Here is a 17,105-nt window from a genome sequence, read left to right as displayed (position 1 = left end):
ATCGGGGGCTCGCCTCTGGCGCATCGGGAACGGGACACAGCCTGCGCGTGCGATCGCGGCGAGGTGTTTCGGCCGGGACCACACTCACTGATCGCGAAATGCCGTTCTCAGTGGCTGCACACGCTCATGGCTCGTAACCGCGCATCGACGCCGCGAGGTATCGCCCTGTGACGCTCTCGGGATTCTTCGAGATCTCTTCCGGGCGGCCGGTGGCCACGATGCGGCCACCGGCCGTGCCGCCGCCCGGGCCCATGTCGACCACGTAGTCGGCGTTGGCGATCATGTCGAGGTCGTGCTCGATGATGATCACGGTCGCACCTGTTTTTAGAAGCTGGTCGAGGACGCCAAGGAGCACTCGGGTATCCAGCGGGTGAAGGCCGACCGAAGGTTCGTCAAGGATGAAGAGGGTGCCCGTGTGCTTTCGGCCGAGCTCGGTTGCGAGTTTGAGTCGTTGCGCTTCGCCGCCGGAAAGCGACGGAGTGTCTTCGCCGAGTGTCAGATACCCGAGTCCGAGCGTGACGAGGGTCTGGAGTTTCTTCTTGATACGGGGGCGGTCGGCAAACAATTCGGCAGCGTCCGCGACGGTGGTGGCAAGGATCTCGGGCAGAGTGCGGTCGCCCTGCCGTGTGGCAATTCGGATGTCGTCGGCGTCAGGTCTGTATCGGGTGCCGTTGCAATCGGGGCAGGGGATGTCGATATCGGGAAGGAACTGGACATCGAGCACGACCTGGCCCGTGCCTTCGCATCGCGGGCACTTGAGCGAACCGGTGTTGTACGAGAAGTCGCCCGGCTTCAGGCCGTTGTCGCGCGCTGCGGGGGTGTCTGCGAATGCGCGGCGAAGTTCGTCGAGAACGCCGCTGTATGTTGCCACGGTGGAGCGCACATTAGTGCCGATCGGGGTGGCGTCGACGACATTGGCGCTTGCCAGGCCGGCAGCGTCCAGGCTCCGGACGTGCGAAGGTAACGCACCGCCCCCATGTGCCGCGGCGATGGCGGGGACAAGGCTGTCGAGGACGAGAGTGGTCTTGCCCGAGCCGGACATACCGGTCACTGCGGTGAGCCGACCCTTCGGGATGCTGACGTCGAGGGCGTGGACGGTGTGCATGGCGGATGTGACGAGTCGGATCGTCCCGTCTGCGAATACCTCCTTTTCGCCGGCGCGCGTTCTGGTGATGACGTCGGCGCGTCCGGTGAGGTATTCGCCGATCAGGGAAGCGGGATTGGCGCCGATCTGTGGAATGGTTCCCTGCGCGAGCACCGTTCCGCCCGTCGCGCCAGAGCCTGGTCCGATCTCGATCATCCAGTCTGCTTCACGTAGCACCTGGACGTCGTGATCGACGAGGACGACAGAGTTCCCGTCGTCGAGCAGGTCGCGCATCACTCCGATGAGGCCGTCGATGTTCGCCGGATGCAAGCCGATGGACGGTTCGTCGAGGACGTAGAGGACCCCGGTGGTTTCGTTGCGCACGGCCCGAGCCAGTTGCACCCGCTGGCGTTCTCCGGTGGAGAGCGTTGAGCTGGCACGGTCGAGGGTCAGGTATCCCAGGCCCAGTTGCAGCAGACGTCGGCCCATCTCGGCGAACTGGCCGGCAATGAGCGATGCCATCGGCTGCAGATCGGAGTCGACTGTGCTCGGGATCGTCGATACCCAGGAAAGCACCGTGTCGAGGTCCTTTCCGGCCGCTTCAGCGAGGTTGATGCCGTCGACTTCGCTTCCGAGCGCCTGGTCCGACAGCCGAGTGCCGTGGCACGACGGGCACGCGTGTGCCGTGATGAACCGGTTCACGCGACCGAGTCCAGCTTCGCTGGTCGCATTGTCAATCGCCTCGCGGACGGCCTGCCTGGCGCTGCGGTAGGTGAAGTTCAGGTCGAAGAGCTTTCCCGACTTCGAGGGGACCCGGATCTCCCGCTTCACGGCGGGGCCATCCGTGACCATCCATCGTTCTTTCTCAGTCAAGTCCCGGTACGGTACGTCGATGCGCACGCCGAGTTCGGCCGCGACCTGGGGCATCACGGAAAGTCCGAACATGCCCCACGGAGCTACCGCTCCGCCTTCGATAGTTTTCGAAGAATCGGGGACAAGAGTGTCATCATCGATGTCGCGCACTGTGCCTGTGCCGGTGCAGACGGTGCAGGCGCCGTCTGAGTTGAACGCGAGAGTTTCGGCGCCGGGCGGGTAGAACGAGGCACCGCACTCGGGACAGACCAGGTCCTTATTCGCAGCGACGTCGATGGTGGGAGCAAGGCGATGCCCGTTGGGACACAAGTGGGAACCGAGACGCGAGAACATCACCCGCAGCACATTCAGCAACTCCGTCGATGTACCGAATGTCGACCGAACGCCGGGCACTCCCGGCCGCTGCCGGAGCGCCAAGGCGGCGGGTACATGCTGAACGGAGTCCACCGTTGCACGCGTGGCATGCGACATCCGTCGACGCGTGTACGTCGAAAGCGCCTCGACGTAGCGACGCGAGCCCTCCGCATACAAAACACCGAGCGCGAGCGACGACTTCCCCGAACCGGACACACCCGCGATCGCGACGAGACGGCCGATGGGCACATCCACATCGATGTTCTTGAGATTGTGGACTCGAGCACCACGAACTTTGATCGACGTCGGCTGACTGATGGTCATATCTGTCTCTCTTGGAGCCTTCAGTGTGTCATTTGCAACGTTGGGTTCAGGCAACTCGAGCTTGAACCTACCGCACGGTCGACTCCAGTTCGGTACTGGGCCGAAGAGGCATCATCGCTGCTGGCACGTCGCCGCTGTCGGGTACGCCGAAGCCGGTATCCGCCACAACAGGTGGTGCATAGTCGCGCTCTGTATGTCTACTTGCCGCGGTGATTCGTCAAGGATTGCATTGGGTAACCCGTTACCTCAACGTAACTAGGTGGGTGTGGTGATCACGGAGCGACCGGAGTGGAATGTACTGCTCGCTTTTTGTCCAGGTGAATCGAGCGCGCTGAAATCAGTTGGATCGTCGGGTACCGTCTCCCGCGACTCCTGTGGATAAGAATCGGCCGCGGACTTTGTCAGCGAAGGCCCCGCATCACGAATATCCGCGTCATGAACGTGGCGGGCATACGAATCTTCCGGTCCCAGAAATAGAGTTGGCGAGCTGGCGCCGTAAGGGACGGCTCACGTGCGCCGGAAACGTACGCCCAGATCGGGCCCTGAGGCAGACGGAGTAGGGCTGCCAACCATGCCTCGCGGACACCCCGAATGCTCGCGAGCCGGGGGCGACGCCGCCGGTGAAGCCCGAATCTCTCAACCCTCAGATGGGTCGACTGGGAGATTTACTTCGAACACCCTCTCGGAATAGACAGCGAGTTTTTCCGTACTTTGCGCAAGATGCTCCGCAGCCCGTACCGCATCGGGCAAAGCCAGTGCGTCGCGTCGCATGAGATCGCGGTGCCAGCGGCGGAGTCGATCGAGGCTCTGCTCTTCCTCCTCCAACTCGCCGAAGGTGAACTTCTCTTTCGCGAACTCGCGATCGATCTCCGCATCGAACTTGCCGCAATCAGCGATGAACTCATTCCACTCATCTCTGCGCGCCGCAGCGAAAGCGTCCCGCAGGATTGAAGCGTCAGCTTGGCTTTGGCCGGTGACCTCGAACACTGCAAGGGTTCCCTCGCCCCGCTCCGCAAGTTCGCGAACGGCCGGCACCTGCTCGGTGAAGGCTAGCAAGTTCGGTACCGCCCAAGCACCCGCCGTCGCCGGCACGGCTCCCATCCGTCTGAGTTCCCGCCATATCGCCACACGGTGGCGCGAAGGTTGCGCGGGCACGCGCGGGATGAGAAGGAGCCAGGAAGCGAAGGTAGTGTCAGTCACAAACGCAATGTAACACACGTTACAGGCGTGGTGCTGTGTCTAAAAGGAGAACATCACTGTCGAGATCCCGCTCGGGCCGTGTGGGTGTAGCAGGCATCCGAGGAAAAATTATGGCAAACCGCGCCAGCATTCAGCGGGCTGCCCCCAGCCTCACCACCTGGAGGTCCCATCCGCAGAGTTGCTAACCGCCCACGTGGACGATAGGGCGTTTGCGTGGGTCTGGTTCACTTTCACGCAGGATCTCCCGAACCACCGGTGGGGTGTCGCCTCGACCCAGAAGGAGATAACGGAACATATATATCAGTGGGTTGCCTTCGGACCATTCAAAATATGCGTCTGGCCCGAATATCACGTGTGACTTGAGATAGTGCTCCGATACCGCGCCCAACCTCGGTCACCACGAATCGGGTCCGGTGCGTTCAAGCGCGTGAAAAGCGACATCCAGCAGCTCATGCAGGTCACGAGTCTCGCGACTATCGGCCCAGGCAGACAAGGCAGCGGAGAACGCGCCAAGACTGGCCTGCACGAGCACCCGTGAACGCAGGGGTGCATCTTCGCCATGGACCCGCTCTGCGATGATGGGCTGCAAGAGCTCAGCCCACGCAAGGTGCTTCTCCGCGTTTCGGGCATGCAGTGACGGCGTGCTGGAGAGCAAGCGGATGGCGACCTTGTCGCCTTGGGTCTGGGGCCGGCTCCGAAGCATCGTCGCGTACGCGGCGTGCAATGACTGCATGACGGGTTCTTCGACCGGGCGTCCCTCGAGGGCATCGCGCACAATCGTGCCGTAGGCGGCAAGCGTGCCCACCACCATGTCTTCCTTTGCGGGGAAGTAGCGGTGCACGCTCCGGACCGAGATGCCTGCCGCAGCGCCGATTTGCTCGACGGTGACGCACTCGAATCCATGCTCGGCGAATAGGTCTATCGCTATGTCGGCCAACCGTTGCCGAACCATGTCGCGGGTCACGGCTCGAAGCCCGCCGGCTGGATTGCTGATTTCAGTCACGAGCTCATTCTACATCTGCCGAATTTGGCAGAGTCTGCCATTCGGGGCCTATGATGACAATTACGGTTTTTGGGAAGGAATACACCATGCAGGAACGCACGCTAGGTCAGCAGGGCCTCACTACGTCCGCCATCGGCTATGGCGCGATGGATACCGCTTTTGGCGACGGCAGCGATTACGACGCCGCGTCGATCGCCGCGATCCGTCGCGCCTTTGAGGGCGGTGTCAGGCATTTCGACACAGCGGAGCTCTACGGGTGGGGCAAGGGCGAGAGACTGCTCGGTGCGGCTCTCGCCCCGATTCGGGAGGAGGTGACGATCGCGACGAAGTTCGGCTTCACGCCCGCGTTCGCTCCGAACTCGCAGCTCGACCATGTGCGCGATGTCGTCGACGGCAGCCTGCGGAGCCTGGGCGTAGAGTCCATCGACGTGCTGTACCAGCACATCCACGACCCGGCAGTGCCCATCGAGGACGTTGTCGGCGTGATGAAGGAGTTCGTCGATGCCGGCAAGGTGAAATACCTCGGCCTGTCCAACACCACTCCGGAGAACGTTCGCAAAGCGCACGCGGTGCATCCAATCAGTGTTGTGCAGTCTTCGTACTCGATCTTCGACCGCGCGTCCGAACCCTTCTTCCCCGTCCTCGAAGACCTGGGAATCGGCCTCATCGCCTACCGCCCTTTGGCGCGGGGGTTCCTGACTGGCGCCGTGAAGCCACTCGACGGCTACCCGGCTAACGACTTCCGCCGCCACAACCCGTGGTGGGCACCCGGGAACTTCGAGGCGAACCTCGCAATCACCGAGCAACTGGGGTCCCTTGCCGAGAGCAGGGGTGCAACCCTTTCGCAGCTTTCGCTTGCGTGGTTGTTGCACCGGAAGTCCTACATCGTCCCTATCCCTGGCTCCCGAAGCGTAGAGCGGGTAGCCGAAAACGATGCGGCGGCCGACCTCTCCTTGACCGCCGATGACATTGACCTCATCGAGCAGATCGTCCCAGACGGCGCTCACGTCTGACGCCGACCGCCGACCACCGAACACCTTTGAAAGGCATCTCATGCAGAAACGCACTCTTGGCCAGCAAGGCCTCACCACCTCCGCGATCGGCTACGGCTCGATGGGCATCTCCTCGTTTTACGGACCCGGCCAAGCCCACGAGGGCGTCGCCGCGATCCAGAAGGCCTACGAGCTCGGCGTCACCTTCTTCGACACCGCCGAGATGTACGGCTGGGGCGAGAACGAGAAAGTCGTCGGCGGTGCGGTGAAGAGCTTCCGCGACGACGTGGTGATCGCCACGAAGTTCGGCTTCACGCCCGAATTCAGGCTCGACAGCCGCCCGGAGCACATCCGGGAGGTCGTCGAGAACAGCCTCCGCTACCTCGGCATGGACCACATCGACGTCCTCTACCAGCACCGCCCCGACCCGAACGTGCCCATCGAAGACGTCGCCGGCACGGTCAAGGAACTTATCGAAGCAGGCAAGGTGAAGTACTTCGGTCTCAGCGAGGCCGGCCCCGAGACCATGCGCCGCGCTCACGCCGTACAGCCGGTCTCGGTCCTGCAGACCGAGTACTCCCTCTTTGACCGCGAGATCGAGAAACTGTTCCCGACCCTCGACGAGCTCGGCATCGGATTCGTGCCCTACTCGCCTCTGGGACGCGGATTCCTCACCGGCACGGCCAAGCCCGGAGCCGAGTACGACGAGACCGACATGCGCCACACCGCTGCCCGCTGGCAGGCCGGCAACTTCGAAAAGAACCTCGAGGCGACCCGCCAGTTGGGTGAGTTGGCCTCCTCGAAGGGCGCGACGGTCGCGCAGCTCGCCCTCGCCTGGATCCTCGCCCAGGGCGAGCACATCGTCCCGATCCCCGGTACCCGAAGCGCCGCACGCGTCGAGGAGAACCTCGGAGCCGCCGACCTAACCCTCACCGAGACAGATCTCGACCGCATCACGCAGATCCTCCCCACGGGCGGCTTCGGCTCCCGCTTCCCGGCCGGTATGAGCGCCGAATGGGAGTGATCGCGACCTCGCGACGCAGACTCGGCTCCCACAATCACCCACTTAGATCATGATCAACAAGGAGGAACGAATTCCGGCTGGGTACGTCCCAAGGCCTGCGTGTATCCGTCTCGCGATTTTTGAGAAAACTTCACTTTGGAGCGTGACGATGCGCCGGGTCTGACCGTCTGAGATAGGTAGCCGATGATTCGGCGGATGTGCCGCACCGGCCATCGAGACGCATTCGTTCCACTCGGCAGCCTCGTTCGAAGGAGAACCTCATGACCTCAGCGCAGAACGAACCCCGCCAGGTGCCGCCAGCACAAACATCCGGCGACACCCAGCCGGCCGCTCACGCAGCCACCAGCGGTAACACCATCCGCGAGGATGTTGTGGCGAAGCAGAAGGAACAGTTCGGCGGCATGCGGTTCGGCACCGCTTTCTTCGGCTGGCTCACCGCTACAGGGGCGGCGGTGCTGCTTACCGCGTTGGTCGTCGGCGCCGGCGCTGCCGTCGGGCTTGGCACGCAGGCCGACCCAGAGCAGGCAGCGGGGGCAGCAACCGAGAACGCCGCAACGGTGGGCCTAATCGGGGCAATCGCGCTCGGGGTCGTCGTGTTCGTCGCATACTTCTGCGGCGGCTATGTCGCCGGGCGGATGGCGCGGTTCAGCGGCGCGAAGCAGGGCATCGCCGTCTGGCTTTGGGCATTGATCGTGGCTGTGGTGCTGGCTGTCGTGGGAGCCATAGCAGGCAGTCAGTTCAACGTCCTCGCCAACCTGAACAGCTTCCCGCGCATCCCCATCAACGAGGGCGACCTTGCCCTCGGCAGCATCATCACGGCCATCGCTATCGCCGTCGTCAGCCTCGGCGGCGCCATCCTCGGCGGTCTCGCCGGAATGCGCTACCACCGCAAGGTCGACAAGGCCGGCCTCGGCCGCTAGTCCGCACCACTCAACAGCACCCTTGCATCAACCCTGATCCTCAATTCGATCCACCGCCCCACCACCGCCGGGCAACTGGTCCGGCGTGCGAAGTAGGAAGAGAGAAATGACAATGATCAACACCAACAACATCGATTCCCTTATCGGTGCCAACGTCGTCGACACCGAGGGCCGCAAGGTCGGTACCGTCGGCCAGGTGTACCTGGACTCGTCCACCAACCAGCCCAGCTGGGTCACGGTGAAGACCGGACTGTTCGGAACCAGCGAATCCTTCGCACCCCTTGAAACTGCCGATTGGACCGGCGACGAGCTCCACATCGGCTTCGCGAAGGATGTCGTAAAGGATGCCCCCCGCATCGACACCGACGGCGCGCTGGAGAGCGCCGACGAAGACGCCCTCTACAGGTACTACGGCCTCAGCGGATCCACCGTCGGCCAGAGCACCGGCAACACCGGAAACTCCGACGACACCCGCACGGATGCCGCTGCCGGTGACCGTCGCACCGAGGGATACGACACCTCCGGGCCCACCACCGACGAAGCGATGACCCGCTCCGAGGAGCAGCTGCGCGTCGGCAAGGAGCAGGTGTCCGCTGGCCGCGCCCGACTGCGCAAGCACGTGGTGACGGAGAACCAGACCGTCACGGTACCGGTGAGCCACGAAGAGGTCACCCTCGAACGTGAACCCATCACCGACGCCAACCGCGGCAACGCCAACTCCGGTCCCGACCTCAGTGACGAGGAGCACGAAGTCCAGCTCACCGAGGAGCGCGTCGTGGTGGATAAAGAAACCGTTCCGGTGGAGCGGGTCCGCCTGGGCACCGAAACGGTGACCGAAGACCAGCGGGTCTCCGAAGACGTGCGCAAAGAAGAGATCGACTACGACGAGTCAGACATCGAGCGCAAGGGCCGCCGTGCCCGCGACGACACCATTTAGCACCTGAAGAACCGCCAGGCCCGGGAGGCTTCGGTCCCCGGGTCCGGGTGCCGTGGGAGGCGCGACCGTGCGGCCCAGTGCTATTCAGTTGGTCATGACGTTTCGCGCGGAAGCCTTCGAAGCCTAAACAGCCAAGAGTTTTCGCGACCTGAAACAACTAAGAGGAGCAGACGTATGTCACAACGCAACACTCTCGTTCGAAGCCTTCATGATGTGGGCCTGGCCGCCTGGTTCGGTGGTTCGCTGATGGGCGCGGTGGGGCTGAACAGCGCTGCCGCTTCCGTCAGTAACCCCCGGGAACGGCTGGCGGTGTCCAGCGTGGGTTGGAAGCACTGGGCGCCGGTGCAGTGGGCGGCCATGGCCGCGCATGGCCTCGGCGGGGTCGGCCTGATCCTGGGCAACACCGAGCGGCTCGCCGCCCAGAAGGAAGGGCGGGTGAACACCGGCGTCAAGCTGGCACTCACGCTGGTCGCCATCGGCACCAGCGTGTATTCCGGCGTGCTGGGAATGAAGATGGGCGCGAACGCAGGCGAAGCGGTCGAGGGCACCACCGAACCCAGCGAGGTCACCTCAGACGAGTTGGCGTCCGCCCAGAACCAGCAACGCATCCTGCAGTGGGTCACTCCGGTCGTCACGCTTATCCTGATCGTGCTCGGCGCCCAGCAGGGCGAACAGCAGCGGCCGGTGCCGTCGGCCAAAGCCAGCTGGTTCCAACGCGCTATCAGGCGCTAACCGCCCCATCCCCGGCCCGGGTCGATTCGACCCGGGCCGGCACCTGTCGGCGGCGAGACCGCTCTCCCCGGGAAGAGCGGTCTCGCGATTTAGCGCCAGGAGGCCAATTCCCGGGCAAGGGTGTGACGCGATCGGGCCAGGAGCCCGCGCACGGTGGACTCCGGAACTACGAGTTCAAGCGCGATGACCGAGTAGGTGCAGCCGGCGAACTCGCGCATGAGCCAGGCACGTTTTTGATTGATGGGAAGGCTGCTCAACGCCAGGGTAAAGGCGTCGTCCTGGAGCAGCAACTCCACGACGTCCAAGGGGCTGCTTTCGCTTGTGGCCGGGATGTCGAACGAGAGCTCCGTTCGATCGTGCGCCAACTTACCGCGAAGTCGGGGTGGCTCGAGTTTGTTAGGGGACAGTCAGCCGCGGGCGATCGCGACCGCTTCGGCGACCGCCGACATGCTGTACACGTTCATGAACAAGGGGCCAGGTGCTTCGCTCAGATCGGCGGTAGTTAGTTCACCCGTGTCAAAGGGACTGAGCCCAGCGTCGACGACTAAGCGCGCCACCATGTCCTTGGCCTCGTTGTTGTCCCCGGCTATGAACATGACGGAGGGAGTCTGGTTGATGGCAGCGGCGGCCTGATCTACCGACAAATTATGGAGGGCCTTGACCACAAAGGCGTCCGGGAACAAGTCTGCGACCTTCGCTGACGAAGTGTTGGTGCCGAGATCGACCAACCCAGTGCGCTCTGGGTTGAAAGGATTAGTGGTGTCGACGACCACCTTTCCTGATGCTGGACCGACGAGCGCTGCCGCGTGCGCAATCAGCTCGAATGGCGGCGCGAAAACGACCACGTCCGAAAATGCTGCCACCTTCTCTACCTCAAGCACGCACGCCAACGAACCTAGCCGGCCGACAAAATCTTCGAGACGGCCCAAATCGCGCACATAGCTGAACGCGACCTCGTGGCCTCGCTTCACCCACTGCTCGCCGTACAGCTTGCCTACGTTGCCCGCGCCTACAATTCCGATCTTCATTTCCGCTCCCAACCCTGATCACTTCGACTATCGAAGTGAAGCCGAAGCTACCACTTCGAATATCGAAGCGCAAGCGATAGTGTGGCTTTATGTCAACCACCCCTCTTCCAGGAAGACCTGCCAAGGGTTCGCGAACAGGGCGGCCGCTGTTCGCACTGCTCGACCTCATGACGCGGCGATGGAGCATGAGAATTGTTTGGGAATTGCAGGGCCACGCGCTCACGTTTTTGGAACTTCAACGAGAGTGCGACGGGATGTCATCTTCGACGCTGACTCTCCGACTTCGTGAACTCACTGAAGCGAAGCTGGTCGCCCGTCAGCACGACGGTTCATACGAGTTGTCCTCGCTTGGAGCCGCTCTACCTGCGGCGTTCGGGCCGCTTGTTTCCTGGGCGGAGGAGTGGGCTGACGCTACAGCAGCTGATCACTCGGTGACGGAGGGCCGAGAACTTTCGAACTCCGACGCCTCTCCGACCTCCGAATAGACGCCCCGGGCGCCATCGGGAGGTCGCGTCGGGTCCGGTTCGGTTAGGAGCCCTTGGAAGAAGGCCCGGATGTTGGCGCTGACGAGTTCGGGTTCCTCTTTAGCCGTGAAGTGACCACCATGAGGGAGCACGGCGAAGCTTCGAATGTCGGTGTACGTGCGCTGGGCAAGTTCACGGGGGTATCCGAGGTCTCCTGTCCCGACGGCGATGCCCGTCGGGACGTGAACGGCACCACGCTTCTCGCGGTGCCGCAGGTGGTAGTAGGAGCGGAATGATGACCCAATGGATTGAGTGAACCAGTACAGCGAAATCGTTCGCAGAAGGTCGTCGCGAGAGAACTTTTCATCAAGAGTGAGTTCGGTCGGGCCGCTTCGTCTGTCGCTCCACGAACGAAACTTTTCGAGAATCCAGGCGGCAAGCCCAGCGGGCGAGTCGTTCAAGGCGGCGGCGACCGTGTCGGGGCGGGTGCTTTGCAGATGCGCATACGCGGTCTCGTCCTCCCATTCGGCGTCAAGCCATGCAATGAAGGCGTCTTCTGCCGCGGAGAGGTCTTTCCGGTCGTCAACCTGGGGCACTGCGGGGTGTGTGACGAAGATACCGAGCACTGAGTCCGGGAAGAGTGACGCCAGGCTATGACTGACGGAGGCGCCAATGTCCTCACCATAAGTGCCGTACCGGGCATAGCCGAGGACATCAGTCATCAGCTTATGTATCGTTCGCGCCGTACTTGTATCGGTGAAAAATCCGGTGGGGGCGTCGGAGAACACGAACCCGGGTAATGAGGGAATGACGAGGTCAAAGTCGGACAAGAGAGTGACGAGCGGGAGCATCTCGGCAAACGAATACGGCCATCCATGGCTCAAGACAAGAGGTACGGCATGAGGATGGGATGACTTCACGTGAACAAAATGGACTAATTGGGAGTCGATGTCAGCAGTAAATTGCGGGAATGAGTTCAACCAACGTTCCTGAGCACGCCAGTCAAACTCGGCTTCCCAGTAGGTGACGAGATTCTGCAAGTAGGACTTCGGAACTCCAGCAGCCCACTCCGCCCCAGGCGTTGGCTCCGGCAAGCGTGTACGAAGAAGCCGATCCCGTAGATCAACAAGATCCGACTCTGGCACCTTGATGTGAAAACTCTTCATCGCAAAACTCTACCGATGGACTCGTCCCACCAACTCTTGCAGCCCGTCGAAAGTCACTCCCGTCGAGATATCCAGTGGGCCGCAGTTCGCCGTCTCTATGACAACCTAGGGCGTTGACACCGACCCTCCCGATCTGCCTGACGCCGTGTCCGCTTGCGCCGACAACACCACACAGCGCACGCTGTCAACTGCAATCGAGTACAACTGGTTAACGAATTCCCCCCAACAGCCACAACCATAAGAAGGAAACTACGCAATCCAACCACTCGGCTCTTGGCTTCTTCGTCGCCTTCGCGTTGCAGGGTTACCCGTTGTTGCCATTGCATTGTTCGCCTTTTCGACCACCTGCCACCAGGATGGAGGCCATTGATGGTCCGGAAGTCGCTCTCCCGAATGCCTGAATGCCACCGTTCCGAAATTCCTGATTCACGGCGACTCCCGGCCGCAACGCTGTGTTCGCCACCGCGACGATGCCCCACCATTCGGTCGACCAAATGCTCCGCCACGGGCTTCTCGGACAAGCCCGACTACAGCTGTGTTGAAGAGTCCTGAAACTGGTGCAGACGATTTCTGGCACCCTTCAATAGACATATCGAATGCGGGCACCTAGGCCACGGGACAGCCGTCCAGCAAGTTCCTTTGACTCGAAACACTACAGATGCGAGACGGGTCCAGATACGAGATAAGTCACCTGCCGCTCGTCGGGTGAACAGGAGGGATCTTTTACGTCTCCTATCCCATGGGTTGCGAGGCGTCTAGCCCAACCGGTCGAAGGCTGATCAAATGATGGGTTCGTGCGCGCGATGGTTATCTGTTGCGTCGCGTGATCGCTGAGTTGGTACCGCGGGGCAGCGTGGAGGGTGGTCTTCAGGCCCAGAGGTTCCGGGTCGACGTGCCCGGCCCTGATGTGAGCAGTGAAGAAATCGCCCGACTGTTCGTCACTCCGCTCGATCTGCTCATGACCGAAAGCGCCGTTGTAAAGAACGTCCGGATCATCGAAGAGGCACACAAGGGCACGAGGGGTGGTCCCGGTGACCCGCGACGCCCTGTCTGATCCGTTAAGACTAGCCGGATTCACCGCAGTGATACCGCGCGCTTCTGAGGTGGAGGTGCCTCGTGGCTCGCTACTGGAACCTCAATTACCAGAACGCGAACAGGCGAACGTGAGCAACTCAGACAAGGGGCAATCTCATCTCGGAATCCTACAGATGCGAGACAAGTCATCTGCCGCTCGTCGGGGGAACAGAAGGGATCTCCTACGTCTCGCATTTCATGGGTTCGGGTCCCATTAGGAGACACAAGGATCGATTCAGCCCAGCCTAATCTTCTGCGTTATAGCTCTAGGTTCGAGATCTCCCGGCAAGAACTTGATCGTCTCCTAACGTCCACCAATCCTCTGGGGAGCGGCACCCGAGAATGATGGACCCGAACACGGGCCAGCTACAAGAGATAAACTCAGTACTCCCTTCGAGAGAGAAGCTCATGAAAAACAAGAATGCTCCTGATGGCGAATACACCGACATGGATACTTCTCACGAGCATCCAACGGACAGGAGCGCGACCTCGTCCTGAAACAGGATCGTCGCACCGCTGAATGCTCTACCGCGGCGCGCGCTCGCTCCGAACTATCGCGGAGACCACACCGAGCGGTCGCGGTGGGCGAACACTGCGAACCCGACTGGGTCGCGACCGAGGACCTGACGGACATCGTCGGTCAGGCCCGCGGCCAGGCCCAGCCGGGCGGTGGTGTAAATCGCCGCAGTGACGAGGACCATGCCCCATGGCATTCCTAACTTCCTGCGGGCATGCACGATATACCGCAGGATGCCGGGCCGCGCGTAGCGGATCGGCCGGCCCAGCTCGTGGGTGAGGATCTCGGCAATCTGTGCATAGGTCAGCGCTTCATTCCCGGTCACCGTCCACGCGGTGTTCACATGCGCTGACGGATCCAGCAGCGCCGCGGCCGCAACGGCTCCGACGTCTTCAACATCCACGAATGCCGTCGCTCCGTTGCGTGCGGGGACCATGATCTCGTCCCGGTCGCGAATATCGGTCAGATGGGTGGTGGACAGATTTTGGTGGAAGAAGGATGCTCTAACGAAAGTCCATGCCACGCCTGAGTCACGAAGCCACGCCTCGATCGCCGCGTGCGGCACGACGGTGTTCTTCTCTGCTCCCTGCAGCGACAGGAACACGATTTGCGAGATCCCGTGGTCGCGGGCGTACTCCAACGCCGGGATCATCTGACTTTTCGGTTTCCCCAAGTGCGGCGGGCGCATGAGGAACATCTGCTGCACCCCCGCAAAGGCGGCTTCCCAGGTAGTTGGGTCGGTGAAGTCAAGAGCAACGGCTTCCACCCGGTCGCCGAATACCCGCCGAACCGACTCGACGCTACGACCGGTCGCCCTCACTCGGGCGCCACCATCCAAAAGCTCCTGCACAACCACCCGACCCACATTCCCGGTCGCGCCGGTGACCAACACCGGATTCTTCCACTCTCGTGCCTGCATTGCGCCCCATCGCCGTCTCCGAGACCTTCACACGTGGGATTCTTCCCCGATGACAGCGTCGGTATGCCCAGTCTCACACCGAAAAATAGGCCGGCTGACCCGGTCTCACGGTTTATGCGAGTTGTGCCAGCCAGGTCAATGCAACGGCGTCACGCTCGGGGGGTGCCACTGTGTCGTCTTCGAACTGCGGCCGCGCCCTGATATCGCGGAGTGCGACAACACCCATACAGGGGATGGCGAGTAAGTCACCTTCACGGAGATCGTCGGGCAGCTCCACCATGCCGCGACCGAGACCGGGGGTTTCGTGAGATTCGCCGGAGAGCAGAATCGCGGTGCTGCTCTTGACCGTCGAGGCTCGCCCGATGAGTCGGGTTTCCCGCCACGTCGCGTCCACATTGTCCAGGCACGCGTCGATGAGGACCACACGTGCGGCGTCGAAGTTCCTCAGAACCGCAGTGACCTGCACGACGACGACGGCGGCGTCCCGGTACGGCGATCTCCGCCCGTGAGTGCCGGGGATGACGGCGGTAGCAGTATGCACGCACGGGGTTTGGCACACGTCGACGAGCCGCAGCATGGACACGCCGGAGACGATGACATCAGTGGTGGTGGCGTGTGAAGATTCGGGCCACGCATCGATGTAGAGAGGATCGGCGAGCGTACGCCGGAGGGACGGCATCATCGCGGTGAGAGTCATGAGCCAGACCTCATTCCCAGATCGCTGGGTCTAAGGGGCTCCAATGTGGGGCTGTCAGGAGTAGTCATTCTTCAGTCCTAACGGACACCCGGGCGCAACACCGGTCCCCTAACGGAAGACATACGGGAAGTTCACGGAAATCAACGGTGCGGCGGTGGGGGAGGAGGCGGTGTAAAGCACCCGGCAAGCACAATGGGGCGTGAGTTTCAGCGTGCCGTTTCCGGCAACGAGCACGTCACTGCTCTGAGCATCAGGGGCGCGCAGACCGGCTGCGCACCTCGGCTGCGACCGAGGTGAGGGCCTCGGTGAAGGCGGCGAGCTGATCGGCATTCAAACTACTGGTCGAGGCGGCGAGCATCTCCGAGAAGTCCCGGTGGATGCCGCCCATCACCTCGTGCCCGAGCGGGGTCAACTCCAAGTAGAGGCTGCGCCGGTCGCCGGGGTGATCCACCCGGTGCAGCAGGTCCGCGTCGACTAACCGGCGGGCGATCGCGGTGATCGCGCCCGTGGTCATGCCTAGGTGTGCGGCCAGCTCCTTGGGCGTGATGCTCACCGACCGACCCACCCGGAACAGGGCGCGCAGCTCGGTCGCGCTCACACCGACATCCTGCGCGATGCGCTGGCGGTTAGCGTCGAGGGCGCTCACGAATGCAGTGGCCGCCGCCGGAAAACCGGTGAGGGTATGCGCGAGTGCTTCGGGTTGGGTCATGTCTCCTCCGGCCTACGTGGGGCCAAGCCCCGCCCACGCGGCGTTGTGAAGTAATCGTACCCAATTCACCCCAAACAAGGTGAAAATGTAGTTTACTGAGTAAGTCACTTAGTGGCTAAGGCAAATCAGGCACCGTCAAAACCGATGGAGTAGATCATGATTCCCGATATTCTCTCGCCCGGCCAGTACGACACGGTCTACAACTCCTTGTCCCTGGTCATCGCCGCCCAGCTGTTCACGGCGGTCTTTCTGCTCATCTCGCTGCCACGCATCCTGCCGCGGTATCGCCAGGCCATCACGGTGGCCATCGTCGTCTGCGGCATCGCGGCCTACCATTACTTCCGCATCTTCGACTCGTTCAAGGCGGCCTTCGTGACGGAAGGCGTCGGCGGCCAGGCCGACTACAGTCAGGCGGTCGGCGAAGGATTCAACGAGGGCTACCGCTACGTGGACTGGCTCCTCACGGTACCGCTGCTGCTGGTGGAACTCATTGCCGTGCTCGCATTGGCCCGGTCCGTGCAACGTGGGCTGCTAGTGCGGCTCGTTCCGGCCGCCGCGCTCATGATCATCCTCGGCTACCCCGGAGAAATCAGTGGCGACAACGGCATCCGTGGCCTGTTCGGGCTGCTGTCCACCATCCCGTTCGCCTACATTCTCTATGTGCTGTTCGTGCAGCTGGGTAAGTCGCTGAACAAACAACCCGTGGGCGTGCGCCGCATCCTGAGCCAGCTGCGTTTCTTGCTGTTGCTGAGCTGGGGTGTCTACCCGATTGCCTATCTGTTGCCGTTGCTGGACATCGCCGGTCCTGATGCCTGGGTCTACAAACAGGTCGGCTATTCGATCGCCGACATTCTGGCAAAGGCCGTCTATGCGCTGATCATCTTCCAGGTGGCACGCATTAAGTCTTTCGACGACGACCCCACGTTCGCCGGTATTGAGCGCTCCCGCGATGAGGCGCCTGCGCGCGTCTGACTTTCTGGCGGTCCACGATCTTGCTGGGCGTGGCTTTGTCAGCAAGTGTGTCGACATCGGCGCTAAGGCCCCGACGGGTGACCTCGAATGGGCAGGTCACTCGTCGCGGTTCTCCG

At 62.3% G+C, this 17,105-nt stretch carries 17 protein-coding genes; 7 read left to right on the top strand and 10 right to left on the bottom strand.

What is annotated here, in order from left to right:
• Nucleotides 1-124 precede the first annotated feature (124 nt).
• The 3 genes from E3T19_RS06930 to E3T19_RS06915 all read right to left on the bottom strand — a co-directional run bounded on the left by E3T19_RS06930 (nt 125) and on the right by E3T19_RS06915 (nt 4,838).
• Nucleotides 125-2,635, bottom strand: coding sequence for an excinuclease ABC subunit UvrA (locus E3T19_RS06930; protein WP_134408422.1), 2,511 nt, complete (start codon nt 2,633-2,635; stop codon nt 125-127).
• Nucleotides 2,636-3,271: 636 nt separating this feature from the next.
• Nucleotides 3,272-3,835, bottom strand: a complete 564-nt coding sequence (locus E3T19_RS06925; RefSeq protein WP_088458042.1) for a Chromate resistance protein ChrB — start codon at nt 3,833-3,835, stop codon at nt 3,272-3,274.
• Nucleotides 3,836-4,229: 394 nt separating this feature from the next.
• Nucleotides 4,230-4,838 (bottom strand): TetR/AcrR family transcriptional regulator, encoded by a 609-nt coding sequence (locus E3T19_RS06915; RefSeq protein WP_198415729.1) that lies wholly within the window; start codon nt 4,836-4,838, stop codon nt 4,230-4,232.
• 86 nt (nt 4,839-4,924) lie between these two features.
• Between E3T19_RS06915 and E3T19_RS06910 the strand changes: the two genes are divergently transcribed.
• From E3T19_RS06910 to E3T19_RS06890, 5 genes are all read left to right on the top strand, one after another.
• Nucleotides 4,925-5,851, top strand: a complete 927-nt coding sequence (locus tag E3T19_RS06910) for an aldo/keto reductase (protein ID WP_134408420.1) — start codon at nt 4,925-4,927, stop codon at nt 5,849-5,851.
• Nucleotides 5,852-5,891: 40 nt separating this feature from the next.
• Nucleotides 5,892-6,854 (top strand): aldo/keto reductase, encoded by a 963-nt coding sequence (locus E3T19_RS06905; RefSeq protein WP_088456566.1) that lies wholly within the window; start codon nt 5,892-5,894, stop codon nt 6,852-6,854.
• A gap of 260 nt (nt 6,855-7,114) precedes the next feature.
• On the top strand, nt 7,115-7,774 hold the full coding sequence (locus tag E3T19_RS06900) for a hypothetical protein (RefSeq protein ID WP_174776214.1): 660 nt from the start codon (nt 7,115-7,117) through the stop codon (nt 7,772-7,774).
• Between the two features lie 106 nt (nt 7,775-7,880).
• On the top strand, nt 7,881-8,711 hold the full coding sequence (locus E3T19_RS06895; protein ID WP_370291300.1) for a DUF2382 domain-containing protein: 831 nt from the start codon (nt 7,881-7,883) through the stop codon (nt 8,709-8,711).
• Nucleotides 8,712-8,885: 174 nt separating this feature from the next.
• The gene (locus E3T19_RS06890; protein WP_088456564.1) at nt 8,886-9,443 is read left to right on the top strand and encodes a hypothetical protein; all 558 of its coding nucleotides are present in this window, start codon (nt 8,886-8,888) and stop codon (nt 9,441-9,443) included.
• A gap of 89 nt (nt 9,444-9,532) precedes the next feature.
• Here E3T19_RS06890 and E3T19_RS06885 read toward each other — a convergent pair whose 3' ends face one another.
• Together E3T19_RS06885 and E3T19_RS06880 are read right to left on the bottom strand one after the other, a co-directional pair.
• A complete protein-coding gene (locus E3T19_RS06885) occupies nt 9,533-9,739 on the bottom strand; it encodes an RNA polymerase sigma factor (RefSeq protein WP_240632499.1) in 207 nt (68 codons plus the stop codon).
• Between the two features lie 111 nt (nt 9,740-9,850).
• Nucleotides 9,851-10,471, bottom strand: a complete 621-nt coding sequence (locus E3T19_RS06880) for an NADPH-dependent F420 reductase (protein ID WP_134408419.1) — start codon at nt 10,469-10,471, stop codon at nt 9,851-9,853.
• Nucleotides 10,472-10,560: 89 nt separating this feature from the next.
• Between E3T19_RS06880 and E3T19_RS19555 the strand changes: the two genes are divergently transcribed.
• A complete protein-coding gene (locus tag E3T19_RS19555) occupies nt 10,561-10,956 on the top strand; it encodes a helix-turn-helix domain-containing protein (protein WP_088456561.1) in 396 nt (131 codons plus the stop codon).
• On the opposite strand, the gene E3T19_RS06870 is transcribed toward E3T19_RS19555, so the two are convergent.
• The 4 genes from E3T19_RS06870 to E3T19_RS06850 form a co-directional block, all read right to left on the bottom strand.
• Nucleotides 10,896-12,101: an epoxide hydrolase family protein gene (locus E3T19_RS06870; RefSeq protein ID WP_134408418.1), complete on the bottom strand. Its 1,206-nt coding sequence runs from the start codon at nt 12,099-12,101 to the stop codon at nt 10,896-10,898. The genes E3T19_RS19555 and E3T19_RS06870 overlap by 61 nt on opposite strands.
• Nucleotides 12,102-13,726: 1,625 nt before the next feature.
• Nucleotides 13,727-14,611, bottom strand: coding sequence for an NmrA family NAD(P)-binding protein (locus tag E3T19_RS06860; protein WP_088456558.1), 885 nt, complete (start codon nt 14,609-14,611; stop codon nt 13,727-13,729).
• Between the two features lie 112 nt (nt 14,612-14,723).
• Nucleotides 14,724-15,308: a hypothetical protein gene (locus E3T19_RS06855; protein WP_134408417.1), complete on the bottom strand. Its 585-nt coding sequence runs from the start codon at nt 15,306-15,308 to the stop codon at nt 14,724-14,726.
• A 250-nt stretch (nt 15,309-15,558) separates the two neighbouring features.
• Complete coding sequence (locus tag E3T19_RS06850) at nt 15,559-16,017, bottom strand: MarR family winged helix-turn-helix transcriptional regulator (protein ID WP_088456556.1); 459 nt, start codon at nt 16,015-16,017, stop codon at nt 15,559-15,561.
• 156 nt (nt 16,018-16,173) lie between these two features.
• On the opposite strand from E3T19_RS06850, the gene E3T19_RS06845 reads away from it, so the two are divergent.
• The gene (locus E3T19_RS06845; protein ID WP_088456555.1) at nt 16,174-16,989 is read left to right on the top strand and encodes a bacteriorhodopsin-like; all 816 of its coding nucleotides are present in this window, start codon (nt 16,174-16,176) and stop codon (nt 16,987-16,989) included.
• On the opposite strand, the gene E3T19_RS06840 is transcribed toward E3T19_RS06845, so the two are convergent.
• On the bottom strand, nt 16,916-17,089 hold the full coding sequence (locus tag E3T19_RS06840; protein ID WP_088456554.1) for a DUF3618 domain-containing protein: 174 nt from the start codon (nt 17,087-17,089) through the stop codon (nt 16,916-16,918). The two genes, E3T19_RS06845 and E3T19_RS06840, sit on opposite strands and share 74 nt — an antisense overlap.
• Between the last annotated feature and the right edge of the window lie 16 nt (nt 17,090-17,105).

Source organism: Cryobacterium sp. TMT4-31 (assembly GCF_004403385.1).
Lineage (GTDB): Bacteria > Actinomycetota > Actinomycetes > Actinomycetales > Microbacteriaceae > Cryobacterium > Cryobacterium zongtaii.
Note: the sequence above shows the minus strand (reverse complement) of the source record. Positions and strands in the feature narration are given on the sequence as shown.